Here is a 19,731-nt window from a genome sequence, read left to right as displayed (position 1 = left end):
AGAGAAAACTGCTCCAACAACTGGGAAAAATAAACCCCGCTTAAAAAAGCGGGGTTTATCATCAATCTGCGGAGCAAATGCTCCGTTTTTTATCCGCTTCAACCGACTTTAATCAAGCGCTTTTTCTACTTTATTAAATAAGGTAGTGATCTCTTTACTTGGTTCCTTGGTCAGTAGGCTAACAGCAAAGATAGCAATTGTCGCAACAATAAATCCTGGGACAATTTCGTATAATGTCGCACTAAGCGGCTCACCATTATAAGTAAACGGACCGTAGATCCATACCAACACAGTCACCGCACCAGATACCATGCCGGCGAGTGCTCCAGCAAAGTTCATACGAGACCAAAATAAGCTTATCAGTACTAGCGGGCCAAATGCCGCACCAAAACCAGCCCAAGCGTTACTCACAAGATCTAGAATCGAGCTATCTCTGTCGTACGCAAGATAAATGGCAGCAAGCGCTACAACTAGTACACTGATACGACCAACAAGCACCAGTTCTTTATCCGACGCATTTTTGTTCAAGAATATCTTATAAAAGTCTTCAGTTAACGAGCTCGAACTCACTAACAACTGCGAAGAAATAGTACTCATAATTGCTGCAAGAATTGCTGCGAGTAAGAAACCAGCAATCAATGGGTGGAACAATAACTGAGATAAAATCAAGAAAATGGTCTCAGCATCGTCTACAACAATCCCATGCTCATGTGCATAAGCAGCACCAAACAAACCAGTGCCCACGGCACCGAGAGCTGCGACTATCATCCAGCTCATACCTATACGGCGCGCTGTTGGCATATCTTTAACACTTCGAACAGACATAAAGCGCACGATAATATGGGGTTGACCAAAGTAGCCAAGACCCCAAGACATCGCAGAAATAATACCTATTGCACCAGCCGAACCAACCCAAGTTAACATCGACGGATTTAACTCGCTCAGTGTTTGAGAAAGTGGATTATCGAGTAATGAGAAGGTAACTAAAGGCACTAAAATCAAAGCGATAAACATGATGCAGCCTTGGACAAAGTCAGTCAGACTTACCGCTAAAAAGCCGCCAAATAAAGTATAAAGCACAACTACGCCAGTGGTGATGTATAAACCACTCTCATAGCTCATGCCAAATGAACTTTCAAACAGCTTACCACCAGCAACCACACCAGAAGAGGTATATAGGGTGAAGAAAACAATGATCACTAACGCTGAGGCTATTCTTAACGCGTTTCCTTTATCTTCGAAACGATTTGCAAAATAGTCAGGAATGGTTATCGCGTCATTTGCATACTCTGTGTAAACACGCAGGCGCGGAGCAACCAATAAATAGTTAAGCCAAGCACCGATCACAAGACCTATTGCAATCCATGTACTGCTAAAGCCATAAAGGAACATGGCACCCGGCAGACCCATTAAGATCCAACCACTCATGTCAGATGCGCCCGCTGAAAGCGCCGCTACACTTGGTGGTAAGCTACGACCGCCCAACATGTAGCCTGACACATCACTGGTCGACTTTTTAAATGCGTATAACCCAATTCCCAACATCGCTATAAAATACAGTGCGAGAGAGATTATCGTACCGATCTCCAAATTAGCCTCCTAATTGTTAGTTGGGCTCTTCTCCAAATGTGAGCTTTTTCTATCACTTAATTATTCGATTTCTAACTCACTTTGAATAAAAGCCAAAAACATAAAGAACCCACTATAACATGCACAAACCTTACACCCAACCACCTGCGACCATTGATAAAAACAGTATTTTATTCGTACCTAATTCAACTGGTTAATTATCATTCAGCCTATACTCTTTATTTACCCATATTCTGTAAACTCAATTTCCCAGCGTGACCTGATTACACTTTTACCTTATATTAAAGCCAATAGCATTTTGTTTGGACGGTAGTATCTATGTACTTTTACGCGGCTCGTCAGCCAATTTTTGATGTCCAAAGGGAATTGATAGGATACGAACTTTTATTTCGTGATGGCCTAAATAATGTATTTCCCGAAATTGACGGTGATGAAGCAACAAGTCGCTTGGTTGAAGGGAGCCAGTTTACCTTTGGTCTTGATGACCTCACAAATCAACGCCCTGCTTACATTAACTTCACCCTAGAGACACTGGCAAAAGGCTATGTGCAAATGTTAGCGCCAGAGCAAGTCGTCGTCGAAATATTAGAAACGGTACAACCGGGGAAACGACTCTTAGCCTGTGTAAAAGAGCTTAAAGAGCAAGGCTATACGCTTGCACTTGACGATTACCATCACCAAAATGTGTGGCGCCATTTTTTCCCCTATATCGATCAGATAAAAGTGGATTTGTTGGCGACTAATCTAGAGCAAATCCATGCCATTAAAGCGGCAATACAAGATTTCCCTAATATAGATTTAGTGGCTGAGAAAGTAGAGACCTACGAGCAATTTGAACTCGCCAAATCGCTTGGGTTTAAATATTTTCAAGGCTTCTTTTTTGCCAAACCCGAAATGGTCAAAACCAAAGCACTAGCCCCTTCGGAGTTAGCTATGGCTGAATTGCTTTATGAGACTTCGAGCGTTGAGCCCAATCTTGCTAGGATCACACAGGTCTTTGAGCGTGATGTAAACCTAAGCTACAAACTTCTTCGTTATGCAAATAGTGCCGTATTTAAACGCCGAGCAGAAATATCAACGATTAAACAAGCCTTGGTTGTCCTCGGTAGTGAAGAGCTTAAGCGTCTGATCTCATTATTATTTGCTTCACAGCTCAATACTGAAAAGCCCAAAGAGCTGCTTTCGCTCTCATTATTGCGTGCACATTTTATGGAAGCAATAGCAACCGAGGCCAATAAGCTCTCCGATACTGGAAGCACATTTTTGGTTGGTATGATGTCACTGATGGACGCCATTCTCGATGACGATATGGCCAGTTTATTGGCGAAATTACCCTTATCTCAAGAAATTAAATCAACCCTACTGAAAAAACCGAGTGCTTTTGGTATTTATCTGGACCTTGCTGAATCTATGGAGAAAGGTGACTGGGATAGCGTTGAAACCATGTCAAAATCTCTTGGGGTAACCAGCCAAAGTATCGCAGAGCTATATCAAAAATCGCAAATTTGGAGCGACACTCAAATAAAAGCGATAGAGTAACCAGTCAAAGGATGCGACAATCTGTCGCATCCCGCTAAGCCCCTGATAGCGATAAAATAAGTGCACTAAAACAACTTCAAAGTGAACTTATGAAACGCACCTTACTCTCTCTTGCTATTGTTTCCTTATCCCCCATCATCCATGCTGATGAAATTGAAAAAATCATTGTTATTGCGCCAATGCAAACACCAATTACGCTAACAACGGATACAAAAGCAGTACGCCAACCATTACCCTCACAAGATGGCGCGGATTTACTTTCTTCAATTACAGGGTTCTCACTAATTAAAAAAGGCGGTGCCAGCGCTGACCCTGTGTTTCGTGGTATGGCNTAGAATTGCCATTATCACTAATAATGGTCAAACGCTTGGTGGTTGTGGTAGCCGCATGGACCCGCCAACAGCATATATTACGCCACAATCCTACGATACATTAAAAGTCATCAAAGGCCCACAAACTGTGCTGTATGGTCCAGGCAACAGTGCTGCGACTGTGGTGTTTGAGCGTGAGAATGAACGTCTTGCTAAGTCTGAAGTAATCGGTTTCGCCAATGCGGTGCTTTCGAGCCAAGGCCGCCACAGTGTAAACAGTGATCTCAAGGCTGGTAATGAGCGCGGATACGCCCGGGTCGCAGCAAATTACAGTGATGTAGATGATTATGAAGATGGTAATGGCACCAAAGTTCACTCAGCGTATGAACGCTGGAATATAGACACAGAGTTTGCCTATACCCCAAGCGATGACGCCTTTTACTCTATCACTTACGGGGTAAGCGATGGTGAAGTTGCCTATGCCGACCGCATGATGGATGGCAGCCTCTTCGACCGAGAAAATATCGGCCTGAATATCAAATTATCTTCCCTTTCATCACTGATTGAAGAGTTAACATTCAATGCATACTATAACTACGTTGACCACATCATGGACAATCATAGCTTACGTCCTTTTGTTGCTAACATGATGATGAAAACCCCAACCTCCTCCAACCCTGACCGTAAAACTTATGGCGCAAAGCTTACGTTGACTTCAGAAATCAATACCCAACATCCTTTTATTTACGGTGTCGATTATCAAGCAAATGAGCACCGCAATCGAGTCAGCCGAGATCAATTCAACAATCCGGTAGAAACGATACCACGCCAAATAGATGCTGAATTTAGACAACTCGGTGTATTTGCCGAGTTCGAATATCAATTGAGTCGCTCCAGCCAATGGGTTAGCGGATTACGTATTGATGATTGGCAAAGTGAAGATCATCGCACCATGATAAACGCAATGATGTCTATGAAACCAAACCCAACCGCCCTACAAACGCGAGACGATACGTTATTCAGCGGATTTAGCCGTTATCAAGCACAGTCTGAAAACAGCAGCTATTTTGTCGGTTTCGGCGTTACAGAGCGCTTTCCCGATTACTGGGAAGTAGTCGGTGGTAGCCGAGGAAGTGAAACGTCTATTTCTGCCTTTAATGTCGATACTGAAAAGACCGTGCAATTAGATGCTGGATTGGTAAAGCAGTTCAAAGACATTAACGTCAATTTCTCGGTGTTCTATAACCAAATTGACGACTATTTATTAATCGACAATATGTTTAAAAAGATGAATATGACGTCAAAAGTAACCAGAAATATTGACGCGGAAACCTTCGGTTTTGAGGGTGAAGTAATGTGGCAAGCGAGCAAAGCACTTCAACTCACTGGTAGTATCAACTATGTAAAGGGTAATAACCTTACTGACAATCTCGCATTAGCTCAGCAACCGCCCCTACAACTGCGTATTGCAAGCAATTACCAATTAAGCGATAAGTGGCAACTAGGCGGATTAGTAAGATTAGTACAACATCAACACAGAGTAGCGATTGGACAAGGGAATATTGCAGGGCAGGACATCACTGAGACGGCAGGGTTTGGCACGCTTTCACTCAATACCAATTATCAATATAGCGATGCATTACAGCTCAGTGCAGGAGTAGACAATGTGCTCGATAAAACCTATGCCGAGCATTTAAGTCGTTCCGGCACCGCGGTAAGTGGCTTTGACCAAATTGATCGAGTCAATGAGCCGAGGAGGACGCTTTGGGCAAACCTCAACTGGCGCTTTTAACCGTATACTCAGATAACCAAAAGGTCGGCGATTGCCGACCTTGTTTTACAAGTTCTCTAAAAAGTTCTCATCAAAATCATCCGGCTCTTCTTCCATTGGCGGATTGCCATCGAATAGCTCGTACAACTGGCGTTGATAATAGACATCTTTCAAGAAAGTGTATGGATCAAGCGACTCATTTAGCAGTTTTTCTTGTGACATCAAAGCCGCTCTTGCTTCAACCGCACGCAGCGCAAACACTAATATTGTTTGTGGCGTTGTGAGTGCAATTTCTGGCAAAACAAAGTTATCGACTACATCACCCGTTAAGTTTCTCGCGGTCGTCGGTCCCATACCTGGGAGCATAATATACGCACCATCGCCAACACCCCAAACTCCCAGAGTTTGGCCAAAATCTTCGTCTTTAAGCTCAAGCCCAAGTGTGTTCGCAACATCAAACAAGCCAAAAATACCGACCGTAGAATTAACTAAAAAGCGAGCAACATTGATTGCCATATGATCAGGCTTGCCCTGCAGTGCCGCGTTTACCGCATCGGTCGGCGCGGCGATGTTGGTGGTGAAATTGACAACACTACTGCGTACAGGAGCGGGAGTCACCGCGACATACCCTTTTGCAACAGGACGCAAAATATAGGCATCCAACACATCCATGTTGAAATCATAGAGTGGGCGGTTAAGTGATTGATATGGATCTCGTGGATCCTTTTTCTCTTCGGGTACTTGCGCACAACCGACAATGGTCAACGCAAGTAAGCCTGTGAGCACAGCTTTAAGCATTTATTTCCCTGTATTTGTTAAGACACGACTAATCTCGACATTGAGCTGATTTTCACCTTGTTGAAGTTCAATTACGCTTGAAACACCCTCAAGTTCTCCATCTGAAGGCATTACTGAACCATCATTAGAAATACGCGCAGTGACCGTAACTTGAGAAAATTTCGACAAGGTTAATTCAGGCATCATTGCCATACTATCATCTAGGTTTACCATCATTGGCAAGTTAAAGTTTGTAATTTTGGCCACCGCCAATGGCATGGCAGGACCTTCAGCTGCTTTTGCAAAAACGAACAAAGTGCTGTCCTTTGGAATGTTATTCCGTAACTCAGCTGAAATGGTTACAGTAGCGACAATACCAGCTTTGGCAACCACTGGTTCATCTGTTTGTTGACCCAATTTTTGCTCAATTTCAGCAATCCGCCCTGCGATCATCTCATAACGCGGATCATCTTTGGTTAACTGTGACAACAAGACTTCGAAAGCGGCTTTTGACTCTTTCCAATCTTGACGTTCATAGGCAATTAACGCCAGCAGGCTTATCGCATCAATATTAGTCGGATCATTCTTTAGCACTTTTGATAACATTTTTGCCGCGCGATTCATACTTGGCTCTGAGCCCTCTATCAATAATGCTTGGCTATAATTCACCAGAACATTATTGTTATTAGGTTGCATCACGAGTGCTTTATCAAATGCCTGCATCGCCATCTCAAAGTCACTAAGTGACATTGCAACACGACCAAGTAACATCCATGCAACTGCATCATCGCCAGCGGTTGCTAGTTTAGTTCTTAGCCCCAGCGCAAATGCTTGTAGCTCGTTGGCATTTAGCGGCTCTCCAGATTGCATTACTGCACGCTCACCATATTCAGGTAACTTTTCAACGGCTTCATGCCAGCTCGTTATTTGCCTGTGGCTACCCGTGTAGTAATAAAAGACACCTGTCACCAGCACCATAAAAGCAATACCTGTCAGCGCTAATACACGGTTGTCACCACGACTCCTCAATGATTGTTCAGGCGATAACTCGTTCAATAAGCGACGCTTGAGTTCAACCACAGATTCATTATAACTGTCTTTTTCGATACGCTGATTAGCAAGCTCTTCTTTTAACTCTTCCAAACGCTGATGAAAAATATCGATACGCTCGGCGTTCGCATCGTGATCAACCGTGACGCGCTTTTCCTTTTTTATAAACGGAAAAACCACAAAGAGACCGGCAAAGACGCCCAGCAGAAGAAACAAAAACCACATCTGGGTTAAATCTGTCGAGAATTCGCTCACTGCTCACGCTCCTGACGTTGATATTGATTAATAAGCTCAGCTAGCTTTTGTTCGTCAGCGGCATTCCAGTCTTGCTTTTTCGCAGCGCGTTTTTGACGAAATACAATAAAGCCGAAGCCTAAAATAATGATTGCCACTGGCAGTACCCAAAGCACGATCGTTGCAGGCGTAACAGGTGGTTGATAATGAACAAAATAGCCATAGCGGTCGATCATATAATCAATGACCTCTTGCTTAGACTGACCTTCATTAACCAATGCGATGACTTTATCACGCAGATCTTTGGCTACGACGGCATCTGAATCTGCAATGTTTTGGTTCTGGCATTTAGGGCAACGTAGCTCATGTGTCAGTTCTCGGAAAGTCTGCTCACGTTCCGCTGTAGCAAAATTATATTTGTCTTCCGTTGCTTGCGCCGCTGCAGTAATCATCATTAAAATCAAAACAATTACATATTTCATTGCGCCAACTCCTGATAGATTGCCGCAAACTTAGTGCGCCACACGCGTTCATTGATGTCGCCAGTATGATGCAACAAAATCTTACCTTGCTTATCTACCAAAAAAGTCTCTGGCGCGCCTGAAACACCTAGATCCAGTGCTAATGTACGCTCCAAATCAAGAATGTTAAATTGGTATGGGTTACCAGCACGACTCAGCATGTTATTGACATCTTGTCTTAGTGCATTGATATCAAACTGGTCGCCAAAATCAGGGTCATAAGCCTGCTCGTAATACAGGCCTATTATTTTCACGCCACGCTCTCTAAGCTCAGTTAAATAACCTAGCTCAGCGATACACGTTGGGCACCAAGTGCCCCATACGTTCATCAAGTAGACTTCACCCTTAAGCGAGTCGGCGGTCCAAGTTTTATCACTATCCATTAGATCGGGTAAAGAAAACTCAGGCATAGTGTGTCCTAAACGGCCTGTCTGAAGTTCTCTTGGATTACCAAATAGTCCTTGGTACAAAAACACACAAAGGAAAATAAATATCAAAAAAGGCACTAAACCTAATAACTTGCGGTTCATGTTAAGCCTCCACTTGGGATGATTTTTTCACGCGGCTGCGGTAGCGTTTATCCGCAAGCACAATGAAGCCGGCAAAAGAGATAAGTAGCCCACCTNTTAGCCACATCCAGCGTACGTATGGTTTGTGATAGATCCTAAGCGACCACGCGCCTGCAGAAAGCGGCTCGCCGAGTGCTAAATATAAATCACGGAAGAAACCATCATCAATAGCGGCTTCGGTCATAAACTGCATCCCTACATCATAACGGCGTTTTTCTGCATGCAGCTCGGTTACTTTTTTACCATTTTTGAATACCGTCACTACGCCAGCATGACCACCGTAGTTCGGGCCTCGAATTTCTTTTACGCCATCAAAGCGATATTCGTACTCGTTTAGCATCGCCGTTTCACCGGGTTTCATGCTCACGGAGCGCTCAACTGAGTATGCTGAAGTTAGCGTCACCGACGCGATAACAAAGGCAATACCAATGTGCCCAAGTACCATTGCCCAATAGCTCAATCCTAGCTTTTTAAAGCCGATCGCAACACTTGGGTGAACAGTCACTTTATTAAATAAGTCAGCAGCAGTAGCCACACTTATCCACACAGCCAGCGCTGTCGCAACAAACGTTAGTGGTGCCACCACTTCGTAGCTCGAGTACAACCACGTCGCGGTGAGCACTAAACTCACCGCAATCAATACAGCCCATTTTTTCACTAGTGGCGGCATTTTATTTTGTTTCCAGCGCAGCATAGGGGCTAAACCCAGCAAAATCGCGAACGGCACGATTAATATCGCAAACATTTGGTTAAAGAAAGGTACGCCAATAGAAATAGAGCCTAAGCCCAACTCTTTGTGGATCATAGGCAATAGCGTGCCCAATAATACAATCAAGGTCGCAACCACTAAGAAGATATTGTTGATCCATAGCGCCACTTCACGCGAAATGAATTGATAACGCCCTTCGCTATATACTTGAGCTACGCGCAGTGCGTAAAGCGCTAAGCTGCCACCCACAACCACAGCTAAGAATGACAGGATATATAAACCACGGTCAGGATCGGTTGCAAACGCATGCACCGATACGATAATGCCTGAGCGAACGATAAAGGTACCCAGTAAACATAAACTAAACGCGGTGATAGCAAGTAGTACTGTCCAAGACTTAAACACACCACGTTTTTCCGTTACTGCGAGTGAATGCAATAAAGCGGTTGCAACAAGCCAAGGCATCAGTGAAGCGTTTTCCACCGGATCCCAGAACCACCAACCGCCCCAGCCAAGCTCTGAGTACGCCCACCAACTACCAATTGTAATGCCTAGAGTAAGAAAGCCCCATGCGGCCATTGTCCAAGGACGAGACCATTTAGCCCAAGTATTATCAAGTTTACCGGTTAAAAGCGCAGCAATTGCAAAAGAGAAAGACACAGATAAGCCAACATAACCCATATAAAGGAGCGGCGGGTGAATGATCATACCTGGGTCTTGCAGCAATGGGTTTAAATCACGCCCTTCTACAGGGAAGTAAGGAAGCAAACGCTCAAACGGGCTCGACATCCACAGGGTATAGAGCATAAAACCCACCCCTAAAAAGCCAAGTACACCTAACACACGCGCTCGTAATACCCACGGTAGCGACTTTGACATCACAGCAACCAGCATGGTCCACATGGATTGCATTACCAACCACAGTAAAATTGCGCCTTCGTGTCCACCCCATGTTGAGGTGATTTTATAATACCAAGGTAAAGTACTGCTCGAATGATGTGCCACATACGCAACCGTAAAGTCATCCATTAATGTGATGTAGATCAGTACCATAAATGAGAAAACAACTAGAATACACTGACCAACGGCCAGTGAAGGAGCGGCTTTCATCAGCCTCAAATTACCCGTATAAGCACCCCACAATGGGAAAATACACAGTAATAAGCTCAATGCCATCGCCAGAACTAAGGCGAAGTAACCTATTTCTGGGACCATTTTAGTTCTCGCTGTTTAAATTATATTTTGGCTTTTCGTGCTTAATGCCTTTCACGGCTTCTGCCACTTCTGATGGCATATACTCTTCATCGTGCTTGGCAAGTACTTCAAACGCTTCAACTACATTAGACTCAACTAACGTCCCTTGCGCTACAATACCTTGACCTTCACGGAATAGATCAGGAAGAATGCCTTTATAACGAATAGTAACCATAGGACCAGTGTCAATAAGTTTAAATGACACATCTAAAGACGTTTCATCACGCACCACTGAGCCTGGCACAACCATCCCGCCAATACGCAGTTTCTGGCCAATTTGCGGGATTTCTTTTAACTCACCTTTACCTTCAACAAGCTCGCTCGGCGTGTAAAACAAATTGATATTTTCTTGTAGTGCGTAAAGCGTAAGCCCGACCGCTGCGCCAATACCAAAGATAACGGCCACAACGGTGAATAATCTCTTTTTGCGTCTAGGATTCATGCTTGTGACTCCTCTTTTGCTTTTTTAATCCGTGCTTCTCTTGCCATTTGCGCTTTAACTGCTTGCTTTAGCGCCTTACCATCCAAGATAGAGCCGACTAACATACCAGCCAGTATTAATGCACATGAGCCAAATGAGAGCCAAACATAAAAGCCATAGCCACCCATGGCTAAAAATTCACTGAAGGATTCAAACTGCATGATTAACCCCTATTCACTAATTCGCGGACCCAAGGACGGTGCTGCTCGCTTCGTAAAATTTCATTTTTCAAACGAATTAGCGTAACCACGCCAAGCACACCAGCAAACGCCACTATGTTGATCAACAAAGGCCACAACATGGAAGGATCAATCGCTGAAGTATCAAATTTGGTGATAGTTGATCCCTGATGCAGCGTATTCCACCACTCTACCGAGAAATGAATAATAGGCAGATTAACGACCCCGACAATGGCAAGAATACAGGCAGCTCGACCACCTGATTTTTTATCTTCAAAGGCATGATATAGAGACAAAACACCGAAGTACAAAAACAATAGAATAAGCTCTGAGGTCAATCTTGCATCCCAGACCCACCAAGCGCCCCACATAGGTTTACCCCAAGCTGCACCAGTGATTAACGCAATCGCAGTCATTGCCGCACCAATAGGTGCAATTGCTATAACCGCCAGTTCAGCATTACGAATTTGCCATACCAAGGCAACAATAGCCGCAATAGCCATAGAAGAGTATGCGCCCATTGACCAGATAGCCGACGGCACATGAATAAAGATAATACGATAGCTGTCTTTTTGTTGGTAGTCGGCTGGCGCATAGGCTAACCCCCAAACCCATCCAACAATTAAGCCCACTACCGCAATCACGGCAAAGTAAGGAAGCAAGGTGTTACACAGTTGGTAAGCACGCTCCGCTTTGGCATAAGGATGTAACCACTTCCACATTTTAACTTACACTCACTCTTAAAGCTGACGATATGGCAATTGGTGCGGCAACAATTGCGACGGCAAGCATCGCACCAAGGATTGCAAGCTGACCACCATACGCTAAAGACATGCTACTGGTATCTATGGCGGACGTTGCAAAAATCAATACGGGGATATAAAGCGGAAGGACGAGTAAACTCATTAAAATGCCACCCTTTTGCAATGCAACGGTGAGTCCTGCGCCAATGGCCCCAATAAAACTTAATAACGGTGTACCTATCAGTAAGGTCAATACAGTCGCATTGAGAGACTGCGATTCGAGATTCATTAACAGCGCGAACAAGGGCGCAAGCACCACCATTGGCAAACCACTGACTGTCCAATGCGCTGCTACTTTTGCTAATACTGATAGCGATAAAGGATAAGGTGAAGCAATCAATTGCTCTAATGAGCCGTCGTTGAAATCGTCCCTAAATAATTTATCTAGACCTAACATAGTCGATAAAAGCGCCGCTACCCAAATAATACCCGGAGCCATTCTGGTAAGCAGCGCAGGTTCGGGCCCAATTGCTAACGGAAATAAGGTGATCACGATAAGGAAAAACAACAAAGGATTGACTATCTCAGCTCGCTGTCTAAAGGCCAAGGTCACATCTTTGGCATAAACCGATTTAAAAGCTAACCAATAAGAATGTTGAGTCTGCATTACAAACGGTACTCCAACGCCAAGGTTTGTAACTGTGCAAAATGTGCGGTTAAATCTTGGTGGGTCGTCAATAAAATGGCGCCCCCCTTGTCGAGATGAGACTGGAACTGGGTTTGCAACATGGCGACCCCTTTTTTATCCAGCGCAGTAAATGGTTCATCTAGCACCCAAAGCTTGGCCTGATTCAGCCACAAACGTACTAACGCAACACGGCGCTGTTGGCCCGCAGATAACGTTCGCACAGGTACATCTTCAAGTCCGATTAAGCCGAGCTTAGCAAGCAGTGCATAGACTTCTTCTTCATCGGCCTGAGCCCCATGAACCATAAGCCAATGTTGGACATTTTCGTAGGCACTAAGTTGTTGATTGACACCTGTCTTATGACCAATAAATAATAAATCGGCTGCGAATGAATCATAATCAGCACGGATGTCAGTGCTGTTGTAGCGGATCTGCCCTTCGTCCGCTCTGGCGAACCCAGCAATGATCCTCAACAAAGAGGTTTTTCCGGCACCATTTGGGCCTTCAATTTGCATGATCTGCCCCGCATGGAGAGTGAAACTTAATGAGTCAAACAAGCATCTATCTTGTTTGGTACAAGTGACGGCGTCTATCTCTAGCAAACTTGGGCTTCTCTTTACCTAAAATTGGGCGTTAGTCTAACATAATGGTATGGTAATACGAATAATCCGATGCGACCGATTAGCGAAAATTTGATTTAAAATAATGAATAAGCTGCCAATTACAACAAATACGACGACAGCATCTGTGATAAGCACAGATAATAGCGAAGTATCGAGATTAGACTTAGCCAAAAACCAACCGTTTACAGCAAAGAATATCCAAATTAGTAACGATAAACTAAAAATGGATGTGGCAATTGATGGCCGCTGGCAAACTATCCAACTAGCGCTTAAGCCTCCAACTCAGCCCAATCAGCTTCCAGAAGCCCAGGTTAGTATCGATGAAACTGGCAAGCTGGTCACCTTCCAAACGCCCAAATTACAAGCGCAAGTAACGCTGACAAAACAGCTTTTTGATATTTTAACGACGCTAAAGACGGATACGCCAAGCCCAGTAGTACAGTCTTCAGCAACCACGTTGCCAGACGCCACATTGCACATCAAGGCACTTGATTTAAAAATACCGCTTCCGCAAGCCGTGGCACAATTGCTCGCAAGTGAAAACAAACTTATTGCGCATCTTAGTGCCCAACAAAGTAATGTTTCCTTGCAGGTCGTCAATCAATTTAAAGACTTGCTGTTTAATACGGCTTTACCTAAGTCAATGATTGCAAAACTTATCTCTAGCCAACTTAGCAGCGTTGAGGTAAAACCGCAGCCAAGTGGAGTAACACTTAAAATTAATGATCGTCCTGTAGTCTTATCGCCAATTAGCAGTAACTGGCCGGCTGCCACCACATGGCAAAAGGGCGAAGTAAAAACGGCTTTCAATGGAATTGATATCACTAAACCTGCGCAGCAAGTAAAAGTAGAAACCATAAAGCCGCTTAGCGCTTTGCTGCAACAGGTAAGCGCGGTTAGTAAGGAAGCCCCATTACCGTTTGAGTCACGCTCAGGAACAATACATACTCTGGCGTATGACAAACCATTACTTGAAGTCAACCTGCAGCAAATTAAGTCAACAGTAGCAAAAGCACTGCAAGTCCTGATCGGAAGACCTTTTGGGAAGCCACTCACAAATCAGGCTGTTCAGCCCGCGAACTCCCCAGTCGAGAAAGGTAAAAATGATGTTTTGAGTCGCTCGGTCTCAACTCTGATTTCGCCAAGCGAGAAAGTAAGTGCTCACAATGAGAATAAACCAAGCACGCCTCTGCAACAACTCTCAAACCAAATAAAACTTAATCTTACAGAGCTGATGGCAAAGCAACCATTACCATTGCAAAAAAGTCACACACCTTTGCAAAAAGAAAAGTTAGCCAGCTCCATTGCTCGTTACTTACAACACCAGCTCGCAGAAACACCAAAATATCAAGCGCCACCGGTTGATTTTGAGGTGAAACAAAAAGCCCTGTCCTTATTATTGGACACTCTCACGGGTAAACTGTCGCTTAGCAATAAGCAAGTTGAACAGCTGACACAAGTCTTAGCGCGGCCGCTTTATCGTAAAGCGAGTTCTGCGCCTGTAGATTCTGCTAAAACGTTCCAGTTGCAATCTACACATTCACAACGCACAAAAGTAACCACTACGCCTTCTCAAGTACCGCAGCCTACCAGCAATCAAATTAAAGGGGTAATTGAAGCCCTGCTTACTCAGCCCATGGCTAAGCCCGAACAAAAAAAAGGAAACACACAAAATATACTACACCAAGCTTCTGCAACTATTGAAAGGCTCGCAAAAGCAGAAACATTCAAACAGACGCCTGAGTTACAGAAATTAGTCAACCAAGCATTTACGCGTTTGCTTGATGAGCGCTCGGTCAACGCGATTACCATTAAAAACCAGTTAGAAAGCCAACTGGGCATGGCAACATTTGCCAACACGCCAACAAGTTTAACTCAATCGAGCTTTACACAAATGTTAGACCGTTTAATTGTGTCACTATTAGGTAGTCAGGTGGCAAACCTAGCTCAAAGTAATGAGCAAGCAACGCAAAAAATACACGCTTTACTGGATGCGCTGCTGCCACAACTGAAGTTGACCTCACCCGAGCAAACAGCAGACGCGCTACAACAACCACAAGCAAAAGAGCTGTTAAACGAATTGGGGCAATTACATAACCAATTACAACCGCAACAATCACAAACCACAGCGACCAACTATGCCAAACAAGACAGCGAAGCGCAGTTGATTGTTAACCTGCTCTTCCCCACTAAAGTAGGACAAGAGCAACAGCAAACACAATTACAAATAGGGGAATATAAAAAGTCGCCCAAACCTGGCATGCCAGAGAAATCTGTGTGGTTTATTCGTCTTTGTTTTGATTTTGCAGAAAAAGGTCAGATCCATGCCCAAGCCGAGCTGATGGATAAAGCCCTAGAATGCGCATTAATAGCCACCTCCAATCAGGTCAAGCAGCTCGCAGAACCACATTTGGCAACGCTCAGGCATAAGTTAGCATCACATGGGCTGCAAGTCGCTGAAATAGGCCTTAGGGAAGAAGCCAGCTTTCAAGATAAGTTCTTTAATGAACACGCAATTATCAACATTAAGGTGTAAAGAGATGACACAAAAATCTGCTATTGGACTGTTATATGAAGCTGGAAGCGCACCTCAGGTCACCTTTAAAGGATATGGTGAGCTGGCAGAGGAAATTATTGCGTTGGCAAAAGAGAAAAACATCATGATCCATGAGGATGAATCATTAGCGCAAACACTCAGTGCACTTGAGTTACACCAAGAGATCCCAAGGGAACTCTACTATGTGATTGCTGAACTCATCGCTTTTTCTTACATTATGCGTGGTAAATTTCCACCTGGTTGGGAAGGTTTTCGTGGCAAGCTAGATATTAAGGCATAGCCAAAATTTCCTAACCTGCTACTTTCTACTTGCTAGACAATCATTTTGATTTGTTATGTAAAGACATGAGCAGCTCTGCCTCAGCTCTTGGCAACTCACACTCGCGCATCACCTCTTCAATATCAGCGCCAAGTTCCACCATTTTCACGGCACGAGAATACATTTTTGCGTCGGGGTCATCATATTTCTGTGCCGCTTGCTGATTCGCAACATCATTCAATTCTTGCTCGGTTGCGACCACCCGCTTGCCAATACTCATGATACTGGCACGTAACTCTGCAACTTCGCTGCGTAATATTGCTATTTGTTGCTCAGATCCTTGTAGTGAGCTCGAAAGTTGCGCTGTTTGGCCCTGCGCATTCTGTAATTTTTTACCCAGCACAAAAACAAACCTCAAGCATACTAACGCAAGTATGCTTGAGGTTATTGATATGACGAGTAAAACGGTTTGTGCGTTTACTACTTCAGACATCTAGATATGACTCAGCTCATCCCATTCATCATCGCTTAATAGCTTATTAAGATCGACTAAGATCAATAGCTCGCCTTCTCGGTTAGATACGCCTTGGATAAACTTAGCGCTCTCTTCAGTGCCAATGTTTGGCGCGCTGTCAATTTCCGAGCTACGTAAGTAAACCACCTCAGCAACGCTATCGACTAAGATACCAATAACTTGCTTTTCGGCTTCGATAATCACAATTCTTGAATTATCCGTTACTTCTGCACTTTGCAGGCCAAACCTAGCTCGCGTGTCTATAACCGTTACAACGTTACCACGTAGATTAATGATCCCGAGTACGTAGCTTGGCGCACCTGGGACTGGTGCAATTTCGGTATAACGTAATACTTCTTGCACTTGCATTACATTGATACCGTAAGTTTCCTCTTCAAGCTTGTAAGTAACCCATTGCAATACTTCATCATTACTATCAGCATTTTTGTCTGCAGAAAGTAGTCTATCTTGGCTCATGGTTTCACTCCATCAATATACTAGTTACTGCTCTCGACTATCGAGGCCTTGTTCTAGCAAACGGTTTAAATTCTCTACATCAATCAGCGCGCACATTTTCTCTTTAATCACCCCAGCCAACCAAGGCCGTTTACCATCCGCTGTGCGCCACTTTATGTCTTCAGGCTTGAGGGTTAAGTTGTTGACTAGTTTTTCTGCTAACAGTCCCCAGTTACTATCCCCAAGTGTAATCAAATACTGGTAATCCAAAGCATCTTCTAATTCTGGCGTTAACTTTTCAGGCATCACCCATCGTGCAGTATCAACAACATTGAGTTTTTCTTCACGATTTAGCATCACACCCTTGAACCATTTAGGTTTACCAAAGAGTTGATTAACTTCGCCCAGTTGGTGTATTCCCCCAAGTGATTTCAGCGGAACCGCCAGTGTTAAGCCTGCCACTTCAAAAAACAATGCCTGAAATTCACCTTCTTGATAGGCTTCCCTTGCAGAAACAGATTCTATCGTTGTCTGTTCTTTGATAATAGATGTATTTTCAGTGACTTCAAGATCTTGAGCTAATTTACTCGGTTGCTCTTGAATAACTTCACTCACCGACTCCTGTCGCTCTGTTGCAACTACGACTGAGGATTCTATTTCCTCAAGTTTTGATTCTGGTTCTTTTACTTGTTCAAGTAGCTTTGCAACTGGTGATAATTCGCATTGCTCAATCTCTGGCTCCTCTTGCAACAGGGCACCAAGATACTGCTTCATCACCTTCTCATTTGCAAATAAATGCTTACTCATTATGCTCTCTAGCTTAACTGCTTCAAATAGTCCAATAGTGCACGATAAGCGAATACGCCTCGTGATTTAGGACAAAATTGTACAGGGACTTGCTGTGCAAGACTCGCATCCCTAAATTTGGTATCCACGGGCACCACGCCTGGCCAAACGGCCTCTTTGTATGTTGCTAGCAACGTTTTATACGCCTCCAACGACGCCTTAGTCCGTTTATCATACATAGTTGGAATAATAGTATATTGGTACTGTTTTTGCTGTGAAGACTGCATCAGCTCCATCGTGCGCATCATCCTATCTAGTCCCTTCAACGCCAAAAATTCCGTTTGAACCGGTACCAAAATTCGCTCACTCGCTGCTAATGCATTAACCATCAATACCCCAAGCACTGGTGGACAGTCTAAAATAGCATAGTCATATTGATCCGCTATTTTTTCGAGCGATTTCTTTAAGATAAGCCCCATGCCCGTTTTATTACCCATGCTTCGATCTAGCGTAGCAATGGCCATAGTGGCAGGCAAAATATCAAGATTTTCAATAGTTGATGGGCAAAGAGACTGTAAAATTTCTTCACTCGTCATGCTGCTACCACGTGCAAAAATATCATACACACTGACTTCTAGCTCTTCAGAATCAATACCAAAGTAATATGTCAGTGAAGCATGTGGATCGGTATCAATAAGCAAAACTCGGTGACCCTGTTCAGCAAGAATGCCTCCTAAGCTCACCGTTGTCGTGGTTTTACCCACGCCACCTTTTTGATTTGCTACTGTCCAAATTTTCACTCTATATTCCTTCGCTTATCACTATTGATTTTGTTCAATAGATACTATACCAACTCAATGTTATTCATTCTTTTTAGACGTTTGATATTTACAAGCTTCAAGCAAAGCAACCAAGTAATGACTTGGTCTGTTATTGGTTACCCGCTTCTTTATTAATTCTCGCAGCAAAATCTTGTAGGGCAATACTATCCGACGAAAGTCCAGCGCCGGCGACAGCTTGAGGCATACCATAAACAACACAAGTCGCTTCATCTTGCGCCCAAATAGTGGCTCCCACCTGTTTTAGCATACGAGCACCATCTCGGCCATCTGCGCCCATTCCCGTTAAGACAATCGCTAACGTGTCGCCACCATAAGCTTTTGCAACACTTGCAAATGTCACATCAACGCTGGGTTTATAAGTGATCCTTGGGCTATCATCTTCAAACACTTTAAGTGTCTTACTACCACCGCGATTTTCAACCAGCATTTGCTTACCGCCAGGCGCTAGATAGGCCATGCCTGGCATTAATCTATCACCCTGCTCTGCTTCTTTAACTTTAATCTGGCATAAACTATTCAATCTTGCTGCAAACGCAGGTGTAAATGCGGCTGGCATATGCTGGATAAGTAAAATTGGATGAGGAAAGTTTGCTGGCAACTGCGTCAATATTGTTTGCAGTGCAACGGGTCCACCTGTTGATGTACCAATTGCAACCAGTCCATATTTCTTACCCGATGCTCTAGCACCCGCAGCACTGGATGTGCCACCAGATACCGGTCTCTGAAAACTTCTATCCGGTTGAGGGATCGTTGCTCGTCCTGTATCAGCGCGAGTTGCTCTAGACTCGGCGCGCTTTGGCGGAGTCGCAATAGTAGGGCGAGTAAAACGGCTAACGCGACGGCGGCCAATTTCCTTTACCTTATTTTGTAACGATTTAATTGCTTCTTCGCTATTACGAGCGATGTCTTCAAACTTTTTCGGTAAAAAATCTACAGCGCCCGCATCCAGTGCATCTAACGTAGCACTAGCACCTTCACGAGTTAACGAAGAAAACATTAAGATTGGGGTCGGAGTGGCCTGCATGATCTGCTTCACCGCACTAATCCCATCAAGCACGGGCATTTCCACGTCCATCGTAATTACGTCTGGACGCAATGAAGCGGCCTTTTCAACCGCCTCCTTTCCATTAACTGCGAAATCTATAACTTTGATTTCACTGTCTTTTTCTAAAATTTCACTGACTCGACGACGAAAAAAACTAGAATCGTCTACGACTAACACTTTAACTGCCATTGGCAACGCTCTTTAATTTGCTCTACAGCAGAGCAGCAAATGCC

Annotated in this window: 20 protein-coding genes; 4 read left to right on the top strand and 16 right to left on the bottom strand. The window is 44.1% G+C overall.

The window, feature by feature from the left end:
* Window positions 1-108 precede the first annotated feature (108 nt).
* Window positions 109-1,590 carry a sodium/proline symporter PutP gene (gene putP / locus CKO50_RS11445; protein ID WP_095728248.1) on the bottom strand — a complete coding sequence of 494 codons (1,482 nt, stop codon included), beginning with the start codon at window positions 1,588-1,590 and terminating at the stop codon, window positions 109-111.
* A gap of 318 nt (window positions 1,591-1,908) precedes the next feature.
* Here putP and CKO50_RS11440 point away from each other — a divergent pair, with 318 nt between their 5' ends.
* Together CKO50_RS11440 and CKO50_RS11435 are read left to right on the top strand one after the other, a co-directional pair.
* Window positions 1,909-3,129, top strand: coding sequence for an EAL and HDOD domain-containing protein (locus tag CKO50_RS11440; RefSeq protein WP_095728247.1), 1,221 nt, complete (start codon window positions 1,909-1,911; stop codon window positions 3,127-3,129).
* 387 nt (window positions 3,130-3,516) lie between these two features.
* On the top strand, window positions 3,517-5,232 hold the full coding sequence (locus CKO50_RS11435; protein ID WP_255229615.1) for a TonB-dependent copper receptor: 1,716 nt from the start codon (window positions 3,517-3,519) through the stop codon (window positions 5,230-5,232).
* 45 nt (window positions 5,233-5,277) lie between these two features.
* Here the strand turns inward: CKO50_RS11435 and CKO50_RS11430 are convergent, their stop codons facing one another.
* The 10 genes from CKO50_RS11430 to ccmA form a co-directional block, all read right to left on the bottom strand.
* Window positions 5,278-6,009 carry a VacJ family lipoprotein gene (locus tag CKO50_RS11430; protein WP_095728246.1) on the bottom strand — a complete coding sequence of 244 codons (732 nt, stop codon included), beginning with the start codon at window positions 6,007-6,009 and terminating at the stop codon, window positions 5,278-5,280.
* Complete coding sequence (ccmI, locus tag CKO50_RS11425; RefSeq protein WP_095728245.1) at window positions 6,010-7,293, bottom strand: c-type cytochrome biogenesis protein CcmI; 1,284 nt, start codon at window positions 7,291-7,293, stop codon at window positions 6,010-6,012. It lies immediately after the preceding gene.
* Window positions 7,290-7,754 (bottom strand): cytochrome c-type biogenesis protein, encoded by a 465-nt coding sequence (locus CKO50_RS11420; RefSeq protein ID WP_095728244.1) that lies wholly within the window; start codon window positions 7,752-7,754, stop codon window positions 7,290-7,292. Before CKO50_RS11420 ends, ccmI begins: the two co-directional genes overlap by 4 nt.
* Entirely contained in the window at window positions 7,751-8,323 is a 573-nt protein-coding gene (locus CKO50_RS11415; RefSeq protein ID WP_095728243.1) for a redoxin family protein, read from the bottom strand. The genes CKO50_RS11420 and CKO50_RS11415 overlap by 4 nt, the downstream gene beginning before the upstream one ends.
* Before the next feature lies 1 nt (window position 8,324).
* Entirely contained in the window at window positions 8,325-10,286 is a 1,962-nt protein-coding gene (locus CKO50_RS11410) for a heme lyase CcmF/NrfE family subunit (protein ID WP_095728242.1), read from the bottom strand.
* A gap of 1 nt (window position 10,287) precedes the next feature.
* Window positions 10,288-10,767 carry a cytochrome c maturation protein CcmE gene (gene ccmE / locus CKO50_RS11405; protein WP_010369083.1) on the bottom strand — a complete coding sequence of 160 codons (480 nt, stop codon included), beginning with the start codon at window positions 10,765-10,767 and terminating at the stop codon, window positions 10,288-10,290.
* Window positions 10,764-10,967, bottom strand: a complete 204-nt coding sequence (gene ccmD, locus CKO50_RS11400; protein ID WP_095728241.1) for a heme exporter protein CcmD — start codon at window positions 10,965-10,967, stop codon at window positions 10,764-10,766. The genes ccmE and ccmD overlap by 4 nt, the downstream gene beginning before the upstream one ends.
* A gap of 2 nt (window positions 10,968-10,969) precedes the next feature.
* Entirely contained in the window at window positions 10,970-11,707 is a 738-nt protein-coding gene (locus CKO50_RS11395; RefSeq protein ID WP_010369087.1) for a heme ABC transporter permease, read from the bottom strand.
* A 1-nt stretch (window position 11,708) separates the two neighbouring features.
* Window positions 11,709-12,395: a heme exporter protein CcmB gene (gene ccmB / locus CKO50_RS11390; RefSeq protein WP_095728240.1), complete on the bottom strand. Its 687-nt coding sequence runs from the start codon at window positions 12,393-12,395 to the stop codon at window positions 11,709-11,711.
* Window positions 12,395-13,018, bottom strand: a complete 624-nt coding sequence (ccmA, locus tag CKO50_RS11385) for a cytochrome c biogenesis heme-transporting ATPase CcmA (RefSeq protein ID WP_095728239.1) — start codon at window positions 13,016-13,018, stop codon at window positions 12,395-12,397. Before ccmA ends, ccmB begins: the two co-directional genes overlap by 1 nt.
* 103 nt (window positions 13,019-13,121) lie before the next feature.
* Here ccmA and CKO50_RS11380 point away from each other — a divergent pair, with 103 nt between their 5' ends.
* Window positions 13,122-15,575 carry a flagellar hook-length control protein FliK gene (locus CKO50_RS11380; protein ID WP_095728238.1) on the top strand — a complete coding sequence of 818 codons (2,454 nt, stop codon included), beginning with the start codon at window positions 13,122-13,124 and terminating at the stop codon, window positions 15,573-15,575.
* A 4-nt stretch (window positions 15,576-15,579) separates the two neighbouring features.
* The gene (locus tag CKO50_RS11375; RefSeq protein WP_010369096.1) at window positions 15,580-15,876 is read left to right on the top strand and encodes an EscU/YscU/HrcU family type III secretion system export apparatus switch protein; all 297 of its coding nucleotides are present in this window, start codon (window positions 15,580-15,582) and stop codon (window positions 15,874-15,876) included.
* Between the two features lie 40 nt (window positions 15,877-15,916).
* Here CKO50_RS11375 and CKO50_RS11370 read toward each other — a convergent pair whose 3' ends face one another.
* The 5 genes from CKO50_RS11370 to CKO50_RS11350 all read right to left on the bottom strand — a co-directional run bounded on the left by CKO50_RS11370 (window position 15,917) and on the right by CKO50_RS11350 (window position 19,687).
* On the bottom strand, window positions 15,917-16,348 hold the full coding sequence (locus CKO50_RS11370; protein ID WP_095728237.1) for a DUF2802 domain-containing protein: 432 nt from the start codon (window positions 16,346-16,348) through the stop codon (window positions 15,917-15,919).
* Window positions 16,349-16,846 carry a chemotaxis protein CheW gene (locus CKO50_RS11365; protein ID WP_010369098.1) on the bottom strand — a complete coding sequence of 166 codons (498 nt, stop codon included), beginning with the start codon at window positions 16,844-16,846 and terminating at the stop codon, window positions 16,349-16,351. It lies immediately after the preceding gene.
* Window positions 16,847-16,870: 24 nt separating this feature from the next.
* The gene (locus CKO50_RS11360) at window positions 16,871-17,632 is read right to left on the bottom strand and encodes a chemotaxis protein CheW (RefSeq protein ID WP_095728236.1); all 762 of its coding nucleotides are present in this window, start codon (window positions 17,630-17,632) and stop codon (window positions 16,871-16,873) included.
* Between the two features lie 8 nt (window positions 17,633-17,640).
* Window positions 17,641-18,411 (bottom strand): ParA family protein, encoded by a 771-nt coding sequence (locus CKO50_RS11355; RefSeq protein ID WP_010369100.1) that lies wholly within the window; start codon window positions 18,409-18,411, stop codon window positions 17,641-17,643.
* Window positions 18,412-18,541: 130 nt separating this feature from the next.
* Window positions 18,542-19,687 (bottom strand): chemotaxis response regulator protein-glutamate methylesterase, encoded by a 1,146-nt coding sequence (locus CKO50_RS11350; RefSeq protein WP_095728235.1) that lies wholly within the window; start codon window positions 19,685-19,687, stop codon window positions 18,542-18,544.
* Window positions 19,688-19,731 lie beyond the last annotated feature (44 nt).

It is taken from the genome of Pseudoalteromonas sp. HM-SA03 (genome assembly GCF_002289345.1).
Taxonomy (GTDB): Bacteria; Pseudomonadota; Gammaproteobacteria; order Enterobacterales; family Alteromonadaceae; genus Pseudoalteromonas.
Note: the sequence above shows the minus strand (reverse complement) of the source record. Positions and strands in the feature narration are given on the sequence as shown.